The sequence below is a fragment of the Rhizobium album genome, from assembly GCF_003122325.1.
GTDB lineage: Bacteria > Pseudomonadota > Alphaproteobacteria > Rhizobiales > Rhizobiaceae > Metarhizobium > Metarhizobium album.
The window spans coordinates 24,565-44,666 of sequence record NZ_QFBC01000004.1 but is presented as its reverse complement, the minus strand read 5'-3'; the positions used below and the strand labels follow the sequence as shown (position 1 = coordinate 44,666).

19 protein-coding genes are annotated in these 20,102 nt (G+C 65.2%); 12 read left to right on the top strand and 7 right to left on the bottom strand.

From position 1 onward, the window contains the following. From DEM27_RS10850 to pxpB, 5 genes are all read right to left on the bottom strand, one after another. Nucleotides 1–723 carry a Crp/Fnr family transcriptional regulator gene (locus DEM27_RS10850; protein ID WP_109458261.1) on the bottom strand — a complete coding sequence of 241 codons (723 nt, stop codon included), beginning with the start codon at nucleotides 721–723 and terminating at the stop codon, nucleotides 1–3. A gap of 98 nt (nucleotides 724–821) precedes the next feature. Continuing rightward, complete coding sequence (locus DEM27_RS10845) at nucleotides 822–1,874, bottom strand: 4-hydroxyproline epimerase (RefSeq protein ID WP_109458260.1); 1,053 nt, start codon at nucleotides 1,872–1,874, stop codon at nucleotides 822–824. Between the two features lie 63 nt (nucleotides 1,875–1,937). Further along, nucleotides 1,938–3,188: an NAD(P)/FAD-dependent oxidoreductase gene (locus DEM27_RS10840; protein WP_109458259.1), complete on the bottom strand. Its 1,251-nt coding sequence runs from the start codon at nucleotides 3,186–3,188 to the stop codon at nucleotides 1,938–1,940. Continuing rightward, entirely contained in the window at nucleotides 3,185–4,201 is a 1,017-nt protein-coding gene (locus tag DEM27_RS10835) for a 5-oxoprolinase subunit C family protein (RefSeq protein WP_109458258.1), read from the bottom strand. The genes DEM27_RS10840 and DEM27_RS10835 overlap by 4 nt, the downstream gene beginning before the upstream one ends. Next, entirely contained in the window at nucleotides 4,198–4,866 is a 669-nt protein-coding gene (pxpB, locus tag DEM27_RS10830) for a 5-oxoprolinase subunit PxpB (RefSeq protein ID WP_245445785.1), read from the bottom strand. The genes DEM27_RS10835 and pxpB overlap by 4 nt, the downstream gene beginning before the upstream one ends. Before the next feature lie 152 nt (nucleotides 4,867–5,018). On the opposite strand from pxpB, the gene DEM27_RS10825 reads away from it, so the two are divergent. The 4 genes from DEM27_RS10825 to DEM27_RS10810 are packed head-to-tail and all read left to right on the top strand — an operon-like array spanning nucleotide 5,019 to nucleotide 7,989. Continuing rightward, on the top strand, nucleotides 5,019–5,780 hold the full coding sequence (locus tag DEM27_RS10825) for a LamB/YcsF family protein (RefSeq protein ID WP_109458256.1): 762 nt from the start codon (nucleotides 5,019–5,021) through the stop codon (nucleotides 5,778–5,780). A gap of 14 nt (nucleotides 5,781–5,794) precedes the next feature. Continuing rightward, nucleotides 5,795–6,247, top strand: coding sequence for an acetyl-CoA carboxylase (locus tag DEM27_RS10820; RefSeq protein ID WP_109458255.1), 453 nt, complete (start codon nucleotides 5,795–5,797; stop codon nucleotides 6,245–6,247). Between the two features lie 3 nt (nucleotides 6,248–6,250). Continuing rightward, nucleotides 6,251–7,609, top strand: a complete 1,359-nt coding sequence (accC, locus tag DEM27_RS10815; protein ID WP_109458254.1) for an acetyl-CoA carboxylase biotin carboxylase subunit — start codon at nucleotides 6,251–6,253, stop codon at nucleotides 7,607–7,609. Further along, nucleotides 7,606–7,989, top strand: coding sequence for a hypothetical protein (locus DEM27_RS10810; RefSeq protein ID WP_109458253.1), 384 nt, complete (start codon nucleotides 7,606–7,608; stop codon nucleotides 7,987–7,989). Before accC ends, DEM27_RS10810 begins: the two co-directional genes overlap by 4 nt. On the opposite strand, the gene DEM27_RS10805 is transcribed toward DEM27_RS10810, so the two are convergent. Then, nucleotides 7,952–9,247 (bottom strand): alpha/beta hydrolase, encoded by a 1,296-nt coding sequence (locus DEM27_RS10805; RefSeq protein ID WP_245445813.1) that lies wholly within the window; start codon nucleotides 9,245–9,247, stop codon nucleotides 7,952–7,954. The genes DEM27_RS10810 and DEM27_RS10805 overlap by 38 nt on opposite strands. 461 nt (nucleotides 9,248–9,708) lie before the next feature. Between DEM27_RS10805 and DEM27_RS10800 the strand changes: the two genes are divergently transcribed. The 6 genes from DEM27_RS10800 (at nucleotide 9,709) to cydX (ending at nucleotide 16,809) form a co-directional block, all read left to right on the top strand. Continuing rightward, nucleotides 9,709–10,281: a GbsR/MarR family transcriptional regulator gene (locus DEM27_RS10800; RefSeq protein ID WP_109458251.1), complete on the top strand. Its 573-nt coding sequence runs from the start codon at nucleotides 9,709–9,711 to the stop codon at nucleotides 10,279–10,281. A gap of 5 nt (nucleotides 10,282–10,286) precedes the next feature. Further along, nucleotides 10,287–12,053, top strand: coding sequence for a thiol reductant ABC exporter subunit CydD (gene cydD / locus DEM27_RS10795; RefSeq protein WP_109458250.1), 1,767 nt, complete (start codon nucleotides 10,287–10,289; stop codon nucleotides 12,051–12,053). Further along, on the top strand, nucleotides 12,053–13,738 hold the full coding sequence (locus DEM27_RS10790; protein WP_109458249.1) for an amino acid ABC transporter ATP-binding/permease protein: 1,686 nt from the start codon (nucleotides 12,053–12,055) through the stop codon (nucleotides 13,736–13,738). The genes cydD and DEM27_RS10790 overlap by 1 nt, the downstream gene beginning before the upstream one ends. A 177-nt stretch (nucleotides 13,739–13,915) precedes the next feature. Next, a complete protein-coding gene (locus DEM27_RS10785) occupies nucleotides 13,916–15,496 on the top strand; it encodes a cytochrome ubiquinol oxidase subunit I (protein WP_109458248.1) in 1,581 nt (526 codons plus the stop codon). Between the two features lie 6 nt (nucleotides 15,497–15,502). Beyond that, complete coding sequence (gene cydB / locus DEM27_RS10780; protein WP_109458247.1) at nucleotides 15,503–16,657, top strand: cytochrome d ubiquinol oxidase subunit II; 1,155 nt, start codon at nucleotides 15,503–15,505, stop codon at nucleotides 16,655–16,657. A gap of 29 nt (nucleotides 16,658–16,686) precedes the next feature. Continuing rightward, nucleotides 16,687–16,809, top strand: coding sequence for a cytochrome bd-I oxidase subunit CydX (cydX, locus tag DEM27_RS10775; protein WP_109458246.1), 123 nt, complete (start codon nucleotides 16,687–16,689; stop codon nucleotides 16,807–16,809). Between the two features lie 9 nt (nucleotides 16,810–16,818). Here cydX and DEM27_RS10770 read toward each other — a convergent pair whose 3' ends face one another. Continuing rightward, complete coding sequence (locus tag DEM27_RS10770) at nucleotides 16,819–17,631, bottom strand: AraC family transcriptional regulator (protein ID WP_109458245.1); 813 nt, start codon at nucleotides 17,629–17,631, stop codon at nucleotides 16,819–16,821. A 119-nt stretch (nucleotides 17,632–17,750) separates the two neighbouring features. Here DEM27_RS10770 and DEM27_RS10765 point away from each other — a divergent pair, with 119 nt between their 5' ends. Then, nucleotides 17,751–18,944, top strand: coding sequence for an MFS transporter (locus tag DEM27_RS10765; RefSeq protein ID WP_109458244.1), 1,194 nt, complete (start codon nucleotides 17,751–17,753; stop codon nucleotides 18,942–18,944). Nucleotides 18,945–19,099: 155 nt separating this feature from the next. Beyond that, the gene (locus DEM27_RS10760; RefSeq protein WP_109458243.1) at nucleotides 19,100–20,083 is read left to right on the top strand and encodes a sugar-binding transcriptional regulator; all 984 of its coding nucleotides are present in this window, start codon (nucleotides 19,100–19,102) and stop codon (nucleotides 20,081–20,083) included. Nucleotides 20,084–20,102 lie beyond the last annotated feature (19 nt).

Sequence of the window (20,102 nt, the reverse complement as noted above, 5' to 3'; positions counted from 1 at the left end):
TCAGTTCTGCAATGCCCGCGAGATCCGGCTCGAGAGCTCACCCGGGTCCTTGAGGATGATCGCCCGGCTGGTGCGCTCGACGAGGGCTTCGCGCATCAGGCGGGCCATTTCGCGCGACACCGTCTCGCGGCTGGAGCCGATATGTTCGGCCAGCTCCGAATGCACGATCGGCGGGGAGATCACCCGTTCGCCGCCGCCGTCCATGCGGATGCGGGAAAGCCGCAGCAGCGTATTGTAGAGCCGGTGCTTGGTGTCGAGGAAGGACAGTTCAGAAACACGGTCGTTGAGTTGCCGCATGCGCAGCGAAAGAAGCTGCAGCACGGCCTTGTTCACCTGCGGCTTGAGGGCGATAATCTCGTGGAAGACCGCCGATGGGATGACGGTCACGACGGAATCGTTGACCGCCGTCAGGCTGGCGGCGCGCGGCATTTCGTCGATGGCGGAAAGTTCGCCCATCACCTCATGCCGGCGGAAGACGCCGACAATCGCTTCCTTGCCGACGCCGAAGCGCAGCACGGCGCGAACTTCGCCGCTCTGCAGCAGGAAAAGGTCGGTCGATTCGTCGGCATGGTCCACAAGGGTTTCGCCGGCGCGAAGGCAGCGGACATGACAGCGTTGCGACCAGGCCCGGTCTTCCTCCTCCGACAGGCTGGAAAAGATCGAGGAGACACGAAAGCTGATGGAGTGCTTCCGCGAGGGGAAAAGCAGGATATCGTTCGTCACAACAGATCTCTCGTTCGCTGGTGCCGGCCGTCCCCGCCCTGTCGGGCGAGGCGGTCCGGCTGAAACTCTTCGAACGTATGACGGGCGAGGTGCCGGGTTTATTTCGTTGCGTCGCCGATTTCACCTGCAGATGGTCCCCAGACGTCGGTCAGGGCAAAACCCGCCGCCATCGGATCGAACGGATCGAGCGCCACCTGCGACAGGCCGAAGGTGAAACCGCGGCCGGTGATGGTCGGGATGATCGCTGGCTTGCCGGCCACCGTCGTTTCGGCGGCGAGGCCCACCTCGAACTCCGAGCCGATGGTCGAACGCGATGTCAGGATGTCGCCGACCTTGACCTTGCCGCGCGCATGCATCGTGGCGAGATTGGCGGAACTTCCGGTGCCGCAGGGCGAGCGGTCGACGCGGCCGGGCCACATGGTGGTGCAGGTGCGCACCGCGCCATCCGGATCGATATCGCGGAACATCACGTAGGCGACGCCTGATATCGCCGGGATTTCCGGATGCACCACGGAAATGGTGCGGTTGATGCGCTCCTTGAGCGCCATGCCGGCCTGGACCAGGGCTGCCGCATTGGCCTTCTCGATGGTCAGCCCCACCTGGCCGACGTCCACCAGCGCGTAAAAGATGCCGCCATAACACAGGTCGAGGCTGATCCGGCCCCATTCCGGCGTGTCGAGCGCCACGTCCAGTTCGTGCACGAAGGAGGGCACCATGGTCAGCCTGACCTTTTCGCAACGGCCGTCGCGGCAGGTGGCGATCGCCTTCACCAGGCCGGCCGCCGTCTCCAGCGTCACGACCGTCTCCGGCTCCTGCATCTCGACGATGCCCGCCTCCAGGAGTGCCGTGGTGACGCAGATGGAGTTGGAGCCGGAGCTCGCATGCGCCTGGTCCGGCTGCAGGATGATGAAAGCCGCATCGGCATCGGGATGTTTCGGCGGCAGGAGCAGGTTGACGGAGCCGATTGGTGCGCCGCGTGGTTCGAGCACGAGGAAGCGCCGCAGTTCGTCGCCCTTCGGATCGGTGTTCAGCCAGTGCAGCTGTTCGGCGACGGTATCGCCGGGAATTTTCGGAACGCCGCCGATCGCCACACGGCCGATTTCACCCTCGGCATGCACATCCAGCAGCTGGATCGTCCGTTTCCATCTCATTGCTCAAACTCCCGTTCAGGCGCGGCACCGGGCCGCCATTCATGTTCTTGCTCGCCGATCGGCTCAGTAACGATCGATGCGGAAGGGCGCCATGTCGACATTGGTCTTCGCGCCGGTCACCATGTCGGCGACCAGCCGCGCCGTCGTCGCGGAATAGGTCAGGCCGAGATGGCCGTGGCCGGTGGCGTACCAGACGCCGGGCAGTTTCGACGAGGCGGAGATGATCGGGATCGTATCGGGCAAAGCCGGGCGATGACCCATCCACTCGCTCGTTTCCTCCGCCTTCAGCCCCGGCAGCGCCCGCTGCGCATGGCGCACCAGCACCCGGGCGCGGCGATAGTCCGGGGCGGCGTCGAGGCCGGCCAGCTCGACATTGCCGCCGACGCGGATGCCGCCCGCCGTCGGCGTCACCATGAAGGCGCGGTGCGGCCAGATGATCGCGTAACGCATGGCGATGCCGGGTTTCATGATCTGCGTATGATAGCCGCGCTCGGTTTCGAGCGGGATTGGCTCACCCAGCGCATCCGCCAGGAAGCGCGTGTGCACGCCGGCGGCAAGCACGGCCGCACCGGCCTCCAGCCGCTCGCCATTTTCGAGCACGACGACAACGCCGCCGCCCGGCTTCTTCTCGACGGTGCGCACCGCGCCGGAGCGGAATTGTGCCCCAAGCGCCTGGGCAGCCTCGGCGATTTTCACCACCAGCTGGTAAGGATTGCGGATCGATTTGTTGTGCGGCAGAAGCAGCGCCTTGGCGATGCCCGGCGAAAGCGTCGGCTCGTGGTCGCGGATGGCGCTGCCGCTCAGCACCTCGTGGTCCAGCCTGTAGCGGCGCAGCAGCTCCAGATGGCCGCGGTCGGCCGCAAATTCCGCTTCCGTCTCGTAGATCGCCAGGCAACCCTCGTCGGTGATCAGCTCCGGCGCGCCGATCGCCTGCAACATGGTCCGCATGTCGGCCAGCGCATGGGCGGAAAGGCTCATGCCGGCATCCTCGATGTCGCGCAGACGCGAGGGCCGGCCGGCGGCGAGGAAGCGCAGGAACCAGGGGATCATCTTCGGCGCGTAGGAGGCGCGCAGCCAGACCGGACCTTCCGGATCGAGCAGCCAGCGCGGGATGCGTTTCCATGTCGTCGGCCCCGAACCGGCGGCGAAATCGAGCGCGATGCTCGCCATGTTGCCGAAGGAGGTGCCGCGCCCCGGTTCGCCCTTGTCGATAAGCGTCACTTGCCGCCCGCGGCTCTGCAGCGCAAAGGCGATCGACGCGCCGATAATGCCGGCGCCGACGACGATGACGGAAGTGTTCTGTTCGGGGCTCATTCGGCGGTTCCGCTCTTTTCCGGGTGTTTGACATCCTTGCGGGCAAGCGCCGCAAGGGCTGCGATATCGTCGATCATCGCTCTCTGGCGCCGCAGGGCCGCGATTGCGGCCGGGCGATCGATCTCGACGAAGCGGATCGCCCGGCCGACCGGCACCTGCGCCAGCCGCCAGAGATCGGCTTCAACGATATTGGCGATCTTCGGGTAGCCGCCGCAGGTATTGGCCTCGGCAAGCTGGATGATCGGCTGGCCGGAGGGCGGCACCTGCACGGTGCCCGGCATGATGCCGTGGGAAAACAGTTCGAGCTTTTTCGACAGCGCCAGATGCGGTCCCTGCAGGCGAAAACCCTGGCGATTGGCATCGTTGGTCAGCTGCCAGGCGCTGGCGAAGAGGGCGTCGCGCGCCGCGTCGGTAAAATCGGCAAATTCCGCGCTCGGCAGAACGCGGACCGTTGTCTCGCCCGCCTGGCCGGTTTCCGCGGCAGGCCCGCGGATCTCCGTCGGATCGATGCCGAAGCCGGCGGGCAAATCGGCCAGGCCGCTGGCTGCCGATGGTCCGAGCGCCAGCCGGTCGCCGCGTTTCAATCCACGCCCCTCGAAGCCGCCCCAGCCGCTTTTCAGGTCGGTCGCCCGCGATCCGAGGACCGGCGGCACGTCGATGCCGCCGCCGATGCAGATCATGGCCCGCGCCCCGGATTTCGGCAGGCCAAGCTGCAGCACGTCGCCGGCCTCCGCCCGCATCGCCCACCATGGCGGCAGCGGGCGGTCGTTGAGCCGTACCAGGCAATCAGCCCCCGTCACGGCAAACGCCGTCGCGCTGTCGAACCTCAGGCGGAAGGGGAAAAGCGTTACTTCGATGCCGGCGGCTTCGGGCACATTGCCGAGCATGCGGTTGCCGATTTCCAGCGCCAGCCCGTCCATGGCGCCGGAACGACCGACGCCGGCGTCGAGATAGCCGAAACGGCCGAGATCCTGCACCGAATTTGCCGCGCCCGTCGACAGGATCTCGATCATGCAATGATCTCCCTGACGGTGAAGCGGATGCGGTCGCCCGGCCGGAAGGCGGCGGGCTGGTCCTTCATCGGATCGAAGAGCGAAAAATCCGTATGGCCGAGAATGTGCCAGCCCGAGGGCGCGGTGAGCGGCATGATGCCCGCCTGCGCGCCGCCGATGATGACCGAACCTTCCTCCACCTTCATGCGCGGATTGGCCCGGCGCGGCATCGCCAGCCGTGGATCGAGGCCGGAGAGGTAGACGAAACCGGGCATGGCGCCGACGGCGGCGACGGAATAGAGCGGCGCCACATGCGCGGCGACCAGTGCCGCGACGCTCATGCCCTTGGCGGCGGCGAAGGCGGCGAGATCCTCGCCTTTCGCCCCGCCATAGGTCACCGGCACGTCGATGGTCCTGCCGCTGACGGTATCGGCAACCACCGTTCGCCAGCAATGCAGGATGGCCTGCTCCAGTGCCTCGGGTGCCAGGCGCAGCGGATCGAAGACGATCATCAGGTTGTTCATGCCGGGCACGGTTTCCAGCACGCCGGCGTGGGCGCGCAACTCGGCCGCCACGGCCCAGATCAGGGCTTGCGCATCGTCGTCGAAGGTCTGGCCGGCGCAATCGAGAAGGATGGCGCCGGCGCCCTCCATGCTCAATCTCGGTGTGTTGCGACCTGCCTGCACCGGCGCTTCCTGCCTCACATGTGCCTCGTTGTTTCTCTGATATATCAGTTCACGAAACTTGCCTATCGATTTTATCGGCCGGCCCGACGTTGTCAGAGCCCTGCGGTTGGTTTTAGGATCATGCCCGAGAAAAGAACAGGGATGGAAACACCATGGCGCTCTGCGTCGATCTGAATTCCGACATGGCCGAAGGCTTCGGCGCCTACAAGATGGGCGATGACGCGGCGATGCTCTCCATCGTCTCTTCGGCGAATATCGCCTGCGGTCTGCATGGCGGCGACCCGGAAATCATGGCGGCGACGTTTGCGCTCGCCAAGGAGCGTGGCGTTGCCGTCGGCGCCCATCCGGGCTTTCCGGACCTCTGGGGCTTCGGCCGTCGCAACATTCCGTTTTCCGCCGGCGAGATCGAGCGGCTGGTCGCCTACCAGATCGGCGCGGCGCAGGCGCTTTCCGCCTATGCCGGCCATCCGATCACCCATGTCAAGGCGCATGGCGCGCTCGGCAACCTGACGCAGCAGGACGAAACCGTCGCCCGCGCCGTCAACAATGCCATCAAGGCGGTCGATCCGAACCTCATCTGCCTGACCATCGCGCTCGGCCACCAGGAGCGACAGGCGCGCGACATGGGGCTTTCCGTGCGCTCGGAGATCTTTGCCGACCGCGCCTATACCGACGAAGGGTATCTCGTTCACCGCAGCATCGCCGGCGCCGTCATCCATGATGCGGCGGAAGCGGCGGCCCGCACGGCCCGCATGGTCAGGGACGGCGCCATCGAGACCATCACCGGCAAGCGCATCGAGACGTCGATCGAAAGCATCTGCGTCCACAGCGACACGCCCTCGGCCGTCGCCATCGCCCGCACGGTGCGCGACGGGCTGGAAGCCGCCGGCATCGTCGTCCGCAATTTCATCTGAGCCGGGTGCCAAGCATGGATCTCATTCTCATCGAAAAGCTGATGCGCCTGCTGGAAAACTCCGCGCTCGAAGAACTCGACGTCACGCAGGACGGTGTCCGTATTCGTCTTGCGAAATCGGTCCGTGGTAGCGGGCCTGCCGGCGACCGTGCCGAAACGCCGGAAATGTCGGCCGAGGCGCAGATTGCCGAAGTGCTGGCGCTGCCGCATGAACATGCCGGTCGTGAACACAAGGTGGTCGCCGGCCTGATCGGCACCTTCTACCGGGCATCGGCACCCGATGCCGCCGTCTTCGTCGAGGAGGGCGACCGGGTCGAGGATGGCCAGACGCTCGGCCTACTCGAAGCGATGAAGACCTTCAATCCGGTCGAGGCCGATTGCGCCGGCCGCATCACCGCGATCCTTGTGGCGGACGGTACGTCGGTGGAAGCCGGCACGCCGTTGTTCCTCATCGAAAAAGAGGCCTGAGCCGTGATCCGCCGCGTGCTGATCGCCAATCGCGGCGAAATCGCCCTGCGCATCCAGCGCGCCTGCCGCGACATGGGGCTGGAAAGCGTCGCCGTGTTTTCCGAGGCGGATGCCGACCTGCGGCATGTGGCCCTGGCCGACCAGTCTCTCTGCATCGGCCCGCCGCCGGCGGCAAAAAGTTATCTTGACGGCCGGGAGATCCTGCTCGCCGCCCGGCTCACCGGCGCCGACGCCATCCATCCGGGTTATGGCTTCCTCTCCGAAAATGCCGGTTTTGCGGAGATGGTCGAGGCGGCCGGCCTCGTCTTCATCGGCCCGCCTTCCGCGGCGATCCGCACCATGGGCGACAAGGTGGCCGCCAAGCGGGCGATGATCGCCGCCGGCGTGCCCTGCGTTCCCGGCCCCGACAGCGCCCTGCCGGAGGATGCGAACGCCATCCGCGCCGTTGCCGCCGGCATCGGTTATCCGCTGATCATCAAGGCGGCCGGCGGCGGCGGCGGGCGCGGCATGCGCATCGTCCGATCCGAAGTGACCCTGGTGGAAGCCGCCGCCATGACGCGTGAAGAGGCCGGCCGCGCCTTCGGCAACCGCGACATCTACATCGAAAAATTCCTGGAATTCCCGCGCCATGTCGAAATCCAGGTGCTGGCCGACGGGCACGGCAACGCCATCCATCTCGGCGAACGCGACTGCTCCGCGCAGCGCCGCCATCAGAAACTCATCGAGGAAAGCCCGGCCCCCGGCATCGATCGCAACGTCATCGATGCCATCGGCAGCCGCTGCGCCGAGGCCTGTATCGCCATCGGCTATCGCGGCGCCGGCACCTTCGAGTTCCTGTATGAAAACGGCGCCTTCTATTTCATCGAGATGAACACCCGCGTGCAGGTGGAGCATCCGGTGACCGAGATGGTCACCGGTATCGACATCGTTCGTGAGCAGCTACGCATCGCCATAGGCGAGCGCCTGTCGCTGGCGCAGGAGGATGTGGTTTTTTCCGGCCATGCCATCGAATGCCGGATCAATGCCGAGGATGCCTTCCGCTTCACGCCGTCGCCGGGGCTTGTCTCGCAGTTCGTGGCACCGGGCGGTCCCGGCATCCGCGTCGACAGCCACCTCTATTCCGGCTACCGCGTGCCGCCGCATTACGACTCGCTGGTGGCGAAGATCATCGCCCATGGCGCGACGCGCAAGGAGGCCATCGCCCGCATGTGCCGGGCGCTGCGGGAAACCACCATTGAGGGCATCCGCACCACGATCCCGCTGCATCTGCGCATGCTCGACGAGCCGGGTTTCGTCGCCGGTGGCTTCGATATCCATCACCTGGAACGGCTGCTGCAGGGTGGCTGGGGAGCGCCGTCATGAGCGGCGGCGATATCGAGGCGTTGCGGGCGCTGATGCGCCGCTACGGCATAGCCGAAGTGGTGTACGAGGATGCCACGGGCAGGATATCGCTGCCGGCGGGCCGGTCTGATGCCTTGCCGTCCCCTGCAGCGGTGGCGCGGTCTTCCCTGACGACGATACAGGCGCCGCATGCCGGCCTCTTCCGCTCGCACCATCCGCTCGACGATATGCCGGCCGCTGCCGCGCCGCGCCCGGTGCGCAAGGGCGATATCGTCGCCTACCTGCAGGTCGGCGCGCTGCTGCGGCCCGTCGTTGCGCCTCGGGATGGCCGCCTCGGCCCGCCGCTGGTCGCCGAAGGGACCGTTACCGGCTATTGCAGCCCGCTCTTCGCCTATCTCTGATCGCGGCGCAGTCGCCGCCGATCGCCACGCTGCGCACACCGGACGATTGCCCGATATCCACCGCCTGACCGACCGTATCGACCGATGTCAACGTATTGCCGACGGAACTGCCGAGCCGTTCCACCTGCCGGCCGTAATTGCGGCGGGTGCGCGGGTCGAAGACGGCGATCGGCGTGCTGACGGCAACGCTGGCGGCATTGCCGACCGTCTGCGCCGCACCGAGCGCCACCGAGCCGACGGCCTCGCCGAGGCCGACTTCGCTGTCGGTGATCGTCTGGCCGGCGACGAGGCGCTGGCCGATCAGCTGCACCACCTCGGGGCTTTCGGCGAATTTGCCGTGGTTGAGGCTGTCGCCGGTCTTGAGCTTGGTCAGGTCGATGACGGTGATGCCCGCCTGTTCCAGCGCCGAACGATAGGGTTCCTGCGACGGATCGATCTGGCCGAGCCGGTCGACATTGCCGGAGATGCGCCGTGAGACGATCAGCGCCCGGTCGTCCTGCGAAACGAACAGGGTGAAATGTGGACCCTGCTTGCCGAGGCTCGCCATCTGCTGGCCGAAGACATCGACGTCGAGGTCGGGCGAGGCCAGGATGACGTTGCTGATCTTGGCCGGCACGCGCCCGTCGCGGATCGCCAACTGGCGCAGCGCCTCGACGGCCAGCCAGGTGCCCATCGAATGCGCCATGACGGTGACCTCGCCGACGGACTTGTCGTTGGCCAGCCGCTGCAGCAGCTCTTCCAGCGCATCGCGGGAATAGTTGGTGCTTTCCTTGTCGTAATTGTAGTCGAAGATGCTGGCGCGCGACGGCCAGGTGAAGACGACCGGCGTCACCTCGGCATGCGAATCGTGGACGATCTGCGCGAACCGGTAGACCGCATCCTCGTAACGGTTGTTGAAACCGTGGACGAACACCATGACACGGCGATTGGCCGGCAGGTGGCGATGCACCCAGGCGGAGCTTTCGGCAGCGCTTTCGATCGGCTCGACCGAAACGGTGGTGAAGTCGCGCAGCGGATCGCCCGGCAGCTTTTCCGGCCACTGCACCTGGCCGACCTTGCGGTTGGCCTCCGGCGGAATGGAAACCTTTACCGCATCGACGCGCAGGCCGGTGCCCCGTTCACCGGTAAACAGGATCGCCCTGTCTTCGGAAGGGGCACGCGTCGTGGCGACGAGAAGGTCGACAGCGGTGGTGCCCGGCAGTTGCTGGCCGGTCGGCTGCATGACCCCGATCGGCCGGCCGCCGCAGCCCGAAAGCATCAGGACGGTGCCAACGACTAGAACGGCGCCGCAAAGCCGGGCCAAAACTCCTGGAAAGGCGTTGAAACGCCCGGCGACGATGTTTTGCATCAAACGCAATTACCCCTGTGAACGGGACGTCCGCCCGGCAAAGTCATATAGGCGTATCATCGAATTTGCCAGAGGCGGCGCGCAACATCACAAAGGTTCCGGACTTGACATGCATCAAGGCCGGCGGCCCCATGTCGATGCACAGATGCGTGGCGAAACCGGGCGATACCGAAGCACCGTGCGCCATGGACCTTCGATGTAGCGCTTTATGCCTGCTGCATATTTTATCCTAGAGCCCATTGCGGTCCAACGGATGCGGCGAAGGCAGGACCGGCACACTTTGACGCAGCGGAAAATGCAAATTGCAAAGTTCGGGTTCGTGGAATACAAGAATTTCAGAAATTTCTGAAAATTCAGATGGAACGAAATTTATGGATCTTCCCCCTCTCGTCCAGGCTTTCGTGTTGCATTTCGGCGAAATGGGCAGCCGATGGGGCATCAACCGCACCGTCGGCCAGATCTATGCGCTGCTTTACGTCTCTCCCGAGCCGCTCTGCGCCGAAGAGATCACCGATGCGCTCGACATCTCCCGCTCCAATGTTTCGATGAGCCTCAAGGAACTGCAGGCCTGGAATCTGGTGCTGTTGCGTCACCGGCCGGGCGACCGGCGTGATTTCTACACTACGCCCGACGATGTCTGGCAGATCCTGCGGACGCTGGCCGAAGAGCGCAAGAAACGCGAAGTCGATCCGACGCTCTCCGTGCTGCGCGAAATCCTGATGCAGAAACCGGCCAGCGAGGCCGAGCGCCATGCGCAGCAGCGCATGGGCGAGATGCATGTGCTCATCGAGCAGCTGACCACCTGGTACGACGACGTCAAGCAACTGGAGACCAGGCGTCTTGCCATGCTGCTGTCGCTCGGCGCCAAGGTCACGAAACTTCTGGATACCAAGGATAAGATCGTGTCGCTGGGGCGCGTACGCCGTACGTCGGAAAAGGAATGACTACCATGGATCACAGCGCCAGATTGTCTGCCGATCTCGACGATGTCGCCGGCAAGGTCCGGCCGCAGGTGCGAGATGCGCTTGCCCCTTCCAGCGGCAAGCCGTCGCGGAAGGCGAGGCACAGGGCGGGTCCGCAGTCCCGGCGGCCGGCCTGGCTGCAGGTGGTTGCGGCGTTGCTCTGGTTGCCCCAGGCGGCGGCGATCAGTTATGCGATCGGCGGCATCGCCGAAAACGGCAGTCTCCAGGACGCCTTCCTGCCAGTGGCGGTTGTCGTCGTCGTCGGCTGTCTCAAGGTCCTGCTCGACGCTTTTGCTGCACGGCTGGCCTTTCTGGATGCGCGGGCCATCCTGTCGAGGAAGCGTGCCGATGCGCTGCAAAGCCTCGCCGCCCGTTCGCCGCTCGACAGGTCGGCGCCGGCCTCCGGCCTTGCCGCCAGCGTCGTCGCCGAGCAGGCGGACATGATCGTGCCCTATCTGTCGCGGTTCCAGCCGGCGCGACTGAAATCCACCGTCGTGCCGCTGGTCATCGTCGCGGCCGTGCTGCCGTTCTCGTGGATGGCGGCGCTCGTCTTGTTCATCTCCGGCCCGCTGATTCCGATCTTCATGGCGCTGATCGGCTGGCGCGCCCAGGCGGCCAGCGAAAAACAACTGGTCAGGACCGGCAGCCTGAATGCCTTCCTTCTCGACCGCCTGCGCGGGCTTGCCACCATCCGGGCGCTCGGCGCCGTCGACCGCACCGCCATCCGGCTGGCCGAGGAGGCGGATTCGCTGCGCCGGCGCACCATGGCGGTGTTGCGCATCGCCTTCCTGTCGTCGGCCGTGCTGGAATTGTTCGCCGCCCTCGGCGTGGCGCTGATGGCCGTTTATGTCGGTTTCCATCTGCTCGGGCATCTCGATATCGGCGCATGGGGCGGGCAGTTGTCGCTGGCTGAAGGCCTGTTCATCCTCCTGCTTGCCCCCGCCTTCTTCGAGCCGTTGCGCGAACTCGCCGCCGTCTGGCACGATCGCGCTGCCGGCGAAGCGGCGCTGAAAGCGCTCGATGAACTCGCCGTCAAGGGCAGCGTGCTCCTGGGTGGAGGCGATGCCGCGGCGACGCTTGCAGCAACCCGCTGTCCGGCCCCTTCGGTTCGCGTCGAGGCCGTGAGCTTCACCCATGCCGGCCGCACCGAACCGACGCTGCAGGCCATCTCGCTGGCAGTCGCCGCCGGCGAGCGGGTAGCGCTGCTCGGCCCGAGCGGCTGCGGCAAGTCGACCCTGATCGCCCTGATCGCCGGCCTGGCGGCGGCCGATAGCGGCCGCATTTCCATCGGCGGCACCGAGCTGACGGCAAAGACGGCGGATCGTCTGCGCCGCGGCATCGCCTTCGTCGGCCAGAAGCCGCACATCTTTGCCGGCAGCGTCGCGGCCAATATCGGGCTCGGCCGGCCCGGGGTCGATGGTGTCTGTCGCGACAAGGCGATGCGGACGGTGTCCTTCGAGGAGATCGCCCGCCATCACGGCCCGTCGCCGCTCGGCGAAAACGGCGTCGGCCTCTCCGGTGGCGAGGTGTTGCGGCTGGCGCTCGCCCGCGCCGCCGCCGGCGAGGATGCCGGCCTCGTGCTGGCCGACGAACCCACCGCCCACCTCGATCGCCAGACGGCTGCCGGGATCGTCGATGGCCTGATGGCGCTGTCGCAGGGCCGCACCCTGATCGTCGCAACCCATGATCCGCTGCTTGCGGCACGCATGGACAGGATCGTCGATCTTTCCTCATTGCAGAAGGAGGCAGTCTGATGCTTCGGCTTACCGATCTTTATCCGGTGCTTTCGCTTTTCCTGCGCGTGCAGCGCCGCGGCCTCCTGCTCGGCGCCGTGCTGGCGGCAGCCACCATGCTGGCCGGGCTTGCCCTGCTCGGGCTCTCCGGCTGGTTCGTCACGGCAACGGCGCTGGCGGGCCTTTCGGCCGGTTCGGCGCTCGCCTTCGACGTCTTCGCGCCATCCGCCGGCATCCGCTTCTTCGCCATCGCCCGCACGGCCGGGCGTTACGGCGAACGGCTCGTCACCCATGACGCGACGTTGAAAATCCTGGCCACCCTGCGGGAAAAGCTGTTCCGCGGCTGGTCGGCGCCGGGTGCCGCACGCGATCTCGTCAAGCGGCCGGCCCGGCTGCTTTTCCGCCTGACGGCGGATATCGATGCGCTCGACAGCCTCTATCTGCGCGTGCTGGTCCCCGGACTGGTGGCTTTCTGCGCGGCATTGACGGCCGGCATCGCCCTTGCTTTCCTCAGCGTTCCGCTCGGCCTTGCCGTCGGGCTGGTGCTGCTGGTCGGCGGAAACGCCATCCTGTTCCTCGCCGCGGGCAAGGCGTTACGCCCGGCCGGCCGGCGGCTGATCGCGCTGGAGGCCCTGCGCGCGCGGACCATCGACATGGTCTCGGGGCGCACCGATCTTGTCATGACCGGCCGGCTTGCCGCCGCACGCGCGGCAGCCGTCCATGCCGACGAACGCCTCGGTAAGGCTGAGGATCGCCTGAACCGGATCGAAACCGGCACGCTGGCGGCGCTCGGCATGCTCGGCGCCTGTCTGACCGGCGGCGTCCTGCTGGCGGTCGCAGCGCTCGCCGAGGCGGGTGCGATCACTGCTCCCGTCGCCGCCTTCGGCGTGCTTCTGACGCTCGCCGCCGTCGAACCCTTTGCCGGCCTGCGCCGTGGGGCGCTTGAACTCGGCCGCAGCCTTCTGGCCGCCCGGCGGATCGCGCCGCGGCTCTCGGCCGATGTGGAAGTGCCTTTGTCGCAACAACCGGCCGCCGGTGAAGCGCTCCGCTTCGATGGCGTGACGGCGGCTCATGCTGGTGCGCCGCATCCGGTTTTCCGCGAACTCTCGCTGGCCGTCGAGCGCGGCGAATGTCTTGCCGTCATCGGCGCCAGCGGCAGCGGCAAGACGACGCTGCTTGGCCTCGCCGCCGGCGAGATCCCCGTTCGGCAGGGAACGGTCGCCAGCCTGCCGTCGACGCTGATGACGCAGCGCACCGAACTGTTCGAGGACACGCTGCGCGACAATCTGAAACTCGCCGATCCCGACGCCAATGATGGCAGGCTCTGGCAGGCTCTGGCCGATGCCGGCCTGAAGAACGACATCGCAGCACTGGGCGGGCTCGATATCGTGCTTGGAGAAGGTGGCCTTGGCCTGTCGGGCGGGCAATCGCGCCGGCTGGCCCTGGCGCGGCTTTTCCTGCGCGACACGCCACTCTGGCTGCTGGACGAGCCGACCGACGGTCTGGACGGGCCGACGGCCTGTGACGTGCTGGATCGGCTTGCGGCGCGCGCCGCGGAAAAGACCGTGGTCATCGCCACGCACCTGCGGCGGGAGGCGGCCATCGCCGACCGTATCGTCCATATCGACCGTGGACGGATCATCGAAATTTCGCGCCGTGGAGAGGCGGCGTTCGAAATGGCGCTTCAGGGGCTGCGGCCGGATTAGAGCATTTCCTGTGACCACTGGTTCACAGGAAATGCTCTATCCTGTTGTTTTTGCCGCATTGTTCGACGTCACAGCGATTCCGCTGCGGCTGGAAATGCTCTAAGCGTGAAAAATTGCCCGCATCGCCATCTGGCGTAGAGACCCCCTTTGCAACCCGTGGTGCCATGGAGAAAGACTATGGAACTCGACATCGTCGATTTATCGCGATTTCAATTCGCACTGACTGCGCTTTATCACTTTTTGTTCGTCCCCCTGACGCTCGGGCTCTCGGTGCTTCTGGCGATCATGGAAACCGTCTACGTCATGACCGGCCGCCAGATCTGGCGGCAGATGACGAAGTTCTGGGGCACCCTGTTCGGCATCAATTTTGTTTTGGGCGTCGCCACCGGCATCGTCATGGAATTCCAGTTCGGCATGAACTGGAGCTATTACAGCTACTATGTCGGCGATATTTTTGGCGCGCCGCTGGCGATCGAAGGATTGATGGCCTTTTTCCTCGAAGCGACCTTCGTCGGCCTGTTCTTCTTCGGATGGGACAAGCTCTCCAAGGTCGGCCACCTCGTCGCCACCTGGGCCGTTGCCCTGGGCTCGAACTTTTCGGCGCTGTGGATCCTCATCGCCAATGGCTGGATGCAGAACCCGGTCGGTTCGGCGCTGAACCCGCAGACCATGCGCATGGAGATCACCAGTTTTTACGAGGTGGTGTTCAATCCGGTGGCGCAGGCGAAGTTCGTTCATACGGTTTCGGCCGGTTACGTCTGTGCCTCCATCTTCGTGCTCGGCGTTTCGGCCTGGTACGTGCTGAAGGGCCGGCATATCGAACTTGCCAAGCGCTCGATGACGGTCTCCGCCTCTTTCGGCCTGGCGGCTGCGCTGTCGGTCGTGGTGCTGGGCGATGAAAGCGGCTACCTCGCCACCGAAAACCAGAAGATGAAGCTCGCCGCCATCGAGGCGATGTGGGAAACGGAAGCCGCACCGGCTGCCTTCACCGCCATCGGCTTTCCGGATCAACAGGCTCGCGAGACCCATTTCGCCGTGCATATCCCCTGGGCCATGGGCCTGATCGGCACGCGTTCGCTGACGACGGTCATCCCCGGCATCGACCAACTCGAGCTGAAGGCGGAAGAGCGCATCCGCGACGGCATCAAGGCCTATGATGCGCTGGCGAAGATCCGCGCTACCCCCGCCAACACCGAGGTTGCCGCCGACATCCGCACCTCCTTCGAGGATCTCGGCCACGATCTCGGCTACGCGCTGCTGCTGAAGCGGTATGTCGACGATCCGCGCCAGGCGAGCGACGAGCAGATCCGCCAGGCGGCGATGGACACGATTCCGCATGTGCCGACCCTGTTCTGGTCGTTCCGCATCATGGTCGGGCTCGGCATGTTCTTCATCCTGCTCACCGCCACCTTCTTCTGGCTTTCGGCAAGGCGTCAGCTCGACCGTTATCCGCTGCTTCTGCGCATTGCCGTCTTCGCCATCCCGCTGCCCTGGATCGCCATCGAGGCCGGCTGGATCGTCGCCGAGATCGGCCGCCAGCCCTGGGTGATCGAAGGCGTGCTGCCGACGGCCATGGCCGTCTCCAGCCTCGGCGCCGGCACGGTGCTGTTCACCATCGTCGGTTTCGCCGCGCTCTACACCGTCCTGATCGTCATCGAGATGACGCTGATGATCAAGGCGATCAAGCACGGCCCGGAACCGGATCACGAGCCGGAGGCAAGGCTCATCTCTGAAACCATCGTCCCGGCCGCGGAGTGACCAGCCATGATCCTGCACGAACTCATCGACTATGAAACCCTGCGTCTCATCTGGTGGCTGCTGCTCGGCGTGCTGCTGATCGGTTTTGCCGTCACCGACGGCTTCGACCTCGGCGTCGGCACGCTTCTGCCCTTCGTCGCCCGGACGGATACCGAACGGCGCGTTGCCATCAACACCATCGGCCCGGTCTGGGAAGGCAACCAGGTGTGGCTGATCCTCGGCGGCGGCGCCATCTTCGCCGCCTGGCCGCCGCTCTACGCGGTCTCCTTCTCCGGCTTCTACCTGGCGATGTTTGCCATCCTCTTCGCGCTCATCCTGCGGCCGGTCGGCTTCAAGTACCGCTCGAAGCGCGACAGCGCCCGCTGGCGCAACAATTGGGACTGGGCGCTGTTCGTCGGCGGTTTCGTGCCGTCGCTGATCTTCGGCGTCGCCGTCGGCAACGTGCTGCAGGGCGTGCCCTTCCGCTTTGCCGATGACATGCGGATATTCTACGAGGGGTCGTTCTTCGGCCTGCTCAATCCCTTCGCGCTGCTCTGCGGCCTGCTGTCGGTCTCCATGCTGATCATGCACGGTTCTGCCTGGCTGGCGCTGAAGGCGAGCGGCCCGGTGGCGGAACGCGCCGGCCGGTTCGGCAGCGTAGCGGCACTGGCCACCATCGTGCTTTTCGCCCTCGGCGGTCTTTGCCTCTGGGTCGGCGTCGATGGATATCGCATCACCAGCGAGATCAGCACCACCGGCCCCTCCAACCCGCTCTTCAAGACGGTAACGACCGAAGGCGGCGCCTGGTTCGCCAATTATGCCGCCCATCCCTGGCTCTGGGTGGCGCCGGCCTTCGGTTTCTTCGGTGCGCTCGCCGCGTTTTTCGGCCTGCGCGCCGGTCGTGAAGTCTCGACGCTTCTGTTCAGCAAGCTGTCGATCTTCGGCATCATCTCGACGGTCGGCGTCTCGATGTTTCCGTTCATCCTGCCGTCGTCGCTCGATCCGCGCTCCAGCCTCACCGTCTGGGATGCCTCGTCCAGCCACATGACGCTGTTCATCATGCTGGTGGTCTCGGCCATCTTCCTGCCGATCATCGTCGCCTACACCAGCTGGGTCTACAAGGTGCTCTGGGGCAAGGTGGATGAGGCTTCGGTCACCGACAAGGGCGGTCACGCTTACTGAGACCACGCTTACTGAGAAAGGAAAGAACGATGTGGTATTTTGCCTGGGTCCTCGGCCTGCCGCTGGCCGCCGCCTTCGCCGTGCTCAACGCCATGTGGTACGAGTTGATGGACGACGAACGCCGCAAGAAGGCCGAAGCGCCGAAAAACTGACGCAGCGCCTCAGTGCTGCATCGAATAGGAGCGCGGCGATGTTCCGAGCATACGCTTGAACATCGTCGTGAAGGCCGGCACGCTCTCGTAACCCGCTTCCAGCGCCACATGGGTGACCGGCCAGCCCTCCGCCAGCTTCGGCAGGCTTGCGAAGACGCAGGCCTGCTGCCGCCAGGTGACGAAGCTCAGGCCCGTCTCCTCGCGAAACAGCCGTGTGAAGGTTCGGCGGCTCATCGCCAGGCTCTCGGCCCAGTCGTCGATGCGCGCATCGGGCGCCGGATTGCGCAGATAACGCCGGCACAGATCCGCCAGCCGTTCGTGCAGCGGGAAGGGCAGGCCGAGCGGCCGTTCCGGCAGGCTCTCCATTTCTTCCAGCAGCAGCGCATAGACGAGCCTGGCCTTACCGTGGCCGGCCGGCGCCTCACGCAGTTTCAGTGCTTCCAGAAGCAGGCTGCGGGCAAGATCGGTGACCTCCAGGACCTTCGGCGCCCCGGGCACGGCTTTGCCATCACGCGGCGAGATATAGAGCGACCGCATCGAGACGTCGCTCAGCATTTCCACCGCGTGCGCAAGCCCGCGCGGGATCAGCAGCGCGTGGCCGGGCGGGATCATCCACCGGCCGCTGTCGGTCGCCACCAGCACCACGCCGCGGAAGACGCAAAGGATCTGCGTGCGCCGGTGATGATGCACCGGCACGGTGTAACCGCCGGGGATCTCGGTGCTGTGAACCAGCACTTCCGCTTCCGACTGCTCCATCCATGCCAAATTGCGATAATGGTCGTCGTTCAGCGCGGACAGGGTTTTGGCAGTGAGCTTTTCCATCTTTTGGCCCAATCGCGAAAGAATTGGACCAAAACACAAAAGCAGGCCAGAGGCAAGGCAGGTAGAAAGCCGTGGTTGACTGTCCGCATCGATAAGCGGAATCACGGAGGAAATAGATTATGGCGGTTGTTACCGGCACCGAGGCCCGGTTCGAGAAGACGACGTTTTCCATTCTGGTGGCCGTGAGCGTCTGCCACATGCTCAACGACATCATGCAGTCGTTGCTGGCGTCGCTTTACCCGATCTTCAAGGAAAACTACAATCTCGACTTCATCCAGATCGGCCTCCTGACGATGACCTTCCAGGTCACGGCATCGCTGCTGCAGCCGGTCGTCGGCATGGTGACGGACCGCTGGCCGATGCCGTTTTCGCTGCCTGTCGGCATGGGCAGCACGCTGGTCGGCCTGCTCCTGCTCGGTTACGCCGATAGTTTCTCGCTGCTGCTGATCGCCTCCAGTCTGATCGGCTTCGGCTCTGCGATCTTCCATCCGGAATCTTCGCGTGTCGCCCGCCTTGCCTCCGGTGGCCGTCACGGCTTCGCGCAATCGCTTTTCCAGGTCGGCGGCAATGCCGGCTCGGCCATCGGCCCGCTGCTCGCCGCCTTCATCGTGCTGCCGCTCGGCCAGCATACGGTCGCCTGGTTCTCGGCCATCGCCATGCTCGGCATGGTCATCCTGACCTGGGTCGGCAACTGGTACGCCGCTCATCGCCGGGCATCCGCCAGCAAGGGTGCGCCGAGCCGCGCCTTGCCGCTGCCGCAGAACAAGGTAGTGCTGGCTTTCCTGCTGCTCGTCCTCCTGACGGCGACCAAGAACGTCTACATGGCCAGCCTGTCGAGCTATTTCACCTTTTATGTCATCGACAAGTTCGCGCTTTCGGTTCGGGATGCGCAGCTGATGCTGTTCCTGTTCCTCGGTTCGGCTGCCGTCGGCACCTTCCTCGGCGGGCCGATCGGCGATCGTTTCGGCGCCCGCTTCGTCATCTGGTTCTCGATCCTCGGCGTCATCCCCTTTGCGTTGCTGCTGCCTTACGCCAACCTGCAATGGACGATGATCCTCGTCGTGCTGATCGGCCTGATCTTCGCATCGGCTTTCTCCGCGATTGTCGTCTTCGCCCAGGAACTGGTGCCGGGTCGCGTCGGCATGATCGCCGGTATCTTCTTCGGTTTTGCCTTCGGTTTCGGCGGCCTTGGCGCTGCGGCGCTCGGCGGTTTTGCCGATACGCACGGCATCGAATTCGTTTACCGCCTGTGCTCCTACCTGCCGCTTCTGGGGCTTCTGACCATCTTCCTGCCGCGCATTCCGCGTCGCTGATCACAATCGCCGCCGCGATACCGCTTCCACCGCCAGCCAGCCATGTGCGTAAGCCATGGCTGGTTTTTCTATGGGCCGCTTTTCTTTCGTCAGAGTGGTTTGACTTTTGTCAGCGCCCATGAATAATGTCGAAAGACTTTTCTTGAGGACGTTTCATGCCCATCCGGCCCGCCGACCAGATCATGCACAAAGCCGCCTGGCTTTATTACACGCATGGTCTGAGACAGGACGAAGTGGCCAGGCATCTGGACATTTCCCGCGCCTCCGTCGCCATGTACCTGCGCCGCGCCCGTGAAAACGGCGTCGTCACCATCTCCACATCGACGCAGCTTTTCGCCGAGGACGTTTTGGCGCGGGAGCTGGAGGATGCCATCGGCCTCAAGGGTGTCTGGATCGTCCCGGAGGACCGGCAGGCCATGGATCCGGCGTCGGAAATGCCGGTGGTCGCGGCCGCCGTCTTCCTCGAACTGATCAACAAGGGCGATCGCATCGGCGTCGCCTGGGGCCGCACGGTCTATCATATCGCCGATGTCATGCCCAATGCCGACCTGCAGGGCGTCACCGTCGTGCAACTGTGCGGCAATCTCGGTGCCCCCTACAATTATCGGCCGGACCAGTGCACGACGGAAATCGCCCGCCGGCTGAATGCCGAGGGCATCAACATCTATGCGCCGCTGGTGCTGAGTTCGGAAGATCTTGCCACCGCGCTGCGCAACGAACCCGTCATCCGCGAGCAACTGGCATCGATTTCCGATTGCAATCTGGTGCTTTATTCCGTCGGCGGTTGCGAAAGCGACAGCCACCTGGTGCGCTGCGGCGCCCTGACGGAGGAAGAGATGCAGGCGCTTGCCGAGGCCGGCGCCGGCGGCGTCATCGCCGGGCAGGTCATCGACCGCAATGGCCAGCGCATGGAGTGCGCCCACAATCGCCGCTGCATTTCCGCCGATCTGTCTTCGATCCGCTCCATCCCCAAGCGGATGATGGTGGTCGAGGAGGATGCGAAATTCGAACCGCTGGTTTCGGCGCTGAACGGGGGCTTCGTCTCCCATCTCGTCGTGACCGCCAGCATGGCGCGGCGCCTGCTCGGCCGCTGGGCCGCTGGCGGCAACCGACGCATGGCGCAACAGGCGCAGGGATAAACGATCATCATCCGCCCGG

Excerpts from the sequence above, each read along its gene's own strand:
- DEM27_RS10845 (WP_109458260.1), bottom strand. The coding sequence starts at position 1,874 with ATGAGATGGAAACGGACGATCCAGCTGCTGGATGTGCATGCCGAGGGT.
- DEM27_RS10840 (WP_109458259.1), bottom strand. The coding sequence starts at position 3,188 with ATGAGCCCCGAACAGAACACTTCCGTCATCGTCGTCGGCGCCGGCATT.
- DEM27_RS10835 (WP_109458258.1), bottom strand. The coding sequence starts at position 4,201 with ATGATCGAGATCCTGTCGACGGGCGCGGCAAATTCGGTGCAGGATCTC.
- DEM27_RS10825 (WP_109458256.1), top strand. The coding sequence starts at position 5,019 with ATGGCGCTCTGCGTCGATCTGAATTCCGACATGGCCGAAGGCTTCGGC.
- DEM27_RS10820 (WP_109458255.1), top strand. The coding sequence starts at position 5,795 with ATGGATCTCATTCTCATCGAAAAGCTGATGCGCCTGCTGGAAAACTCC.
- DEM27_RS10810 (WP_109458253.1), top strand. The coding sequence starts at position 7,606 with ATGAGCGGCGGCGATATCGAGGCGTTGCGGGCGCTGATGCGCCGCTAC.
- DEM27_RS10805 (WP_245445813.1), bottom strand. The coding sequence starts at position 9,247 with ATGCTTTCGGGCTGCGGCGGCCGGCCGATCGGGGTCATGCAGCCGACC.
- DEM27_RS10800 (WP_109458251.1), top strand. The coding sequence starts at position 9,709 with ATGGATCTTCCCCCTCTCGTCCAGGCTTTCGTGTTGCATTTCGGCGAA.
- cydD (WP_109458250.1), top strand. The coding sequence starts at position 10,287 with ATGGATCACAGCGCCAGATTGTCTGCCGATCTCGACGATGTCGCCGGC.
- DEM27_RS10790 (WP_109458249.1), top strand. The coding sequence starts at position 12,053 with ATGCTTCGGCTTACCGATCTTTATCCGGTGCTTTCGCTTTTCCTGCGC.
- DEM27_RS10785 (WP_109458248.1), top strand. The coding sequence starts at position 13,916 with ATGGAACTCGACATCGTCGATTTATCGCGATTTCAATTCGCACTGACT.
- cydB (WP_109458247.1), top strand. The coding sequence starts at position 15,503 with ATGATCCTGCACGAACTCATCGACTATGAAACCCTGCGTCTCATCTGG.
- cydX (WP_109458246.1), top strand. The coding sequence starts at position 16,687 with ATGTGGTATTTTGCCTGGGTCCTCGGCCTGCCGCTGGCCGCCGCCTTC.
- DEM27_RS10770 (WP_109458245.1), bottom strand. The coding sequence starts at position 17,631 with ATGGAAAAGCTCACTGCCAAAACCCTGTCCGCGCTGAACGACGACCAT.
- DEM27_RS10765 (WP_109458244.1), top strand. The coding sequence starts at position 17,751 with ATGGCGGTTGTTACCGGCACCGAGGCCCGGTTCGAGAAGACGACGTTT.
- DEM27_RS10760 (WP_109458243.1), top strand. The coding sequence starts at position 19,100 with ATGCCCATCCGGCCCGCCGACCAGATCATGCACAAAGCCGCCTGGCTT.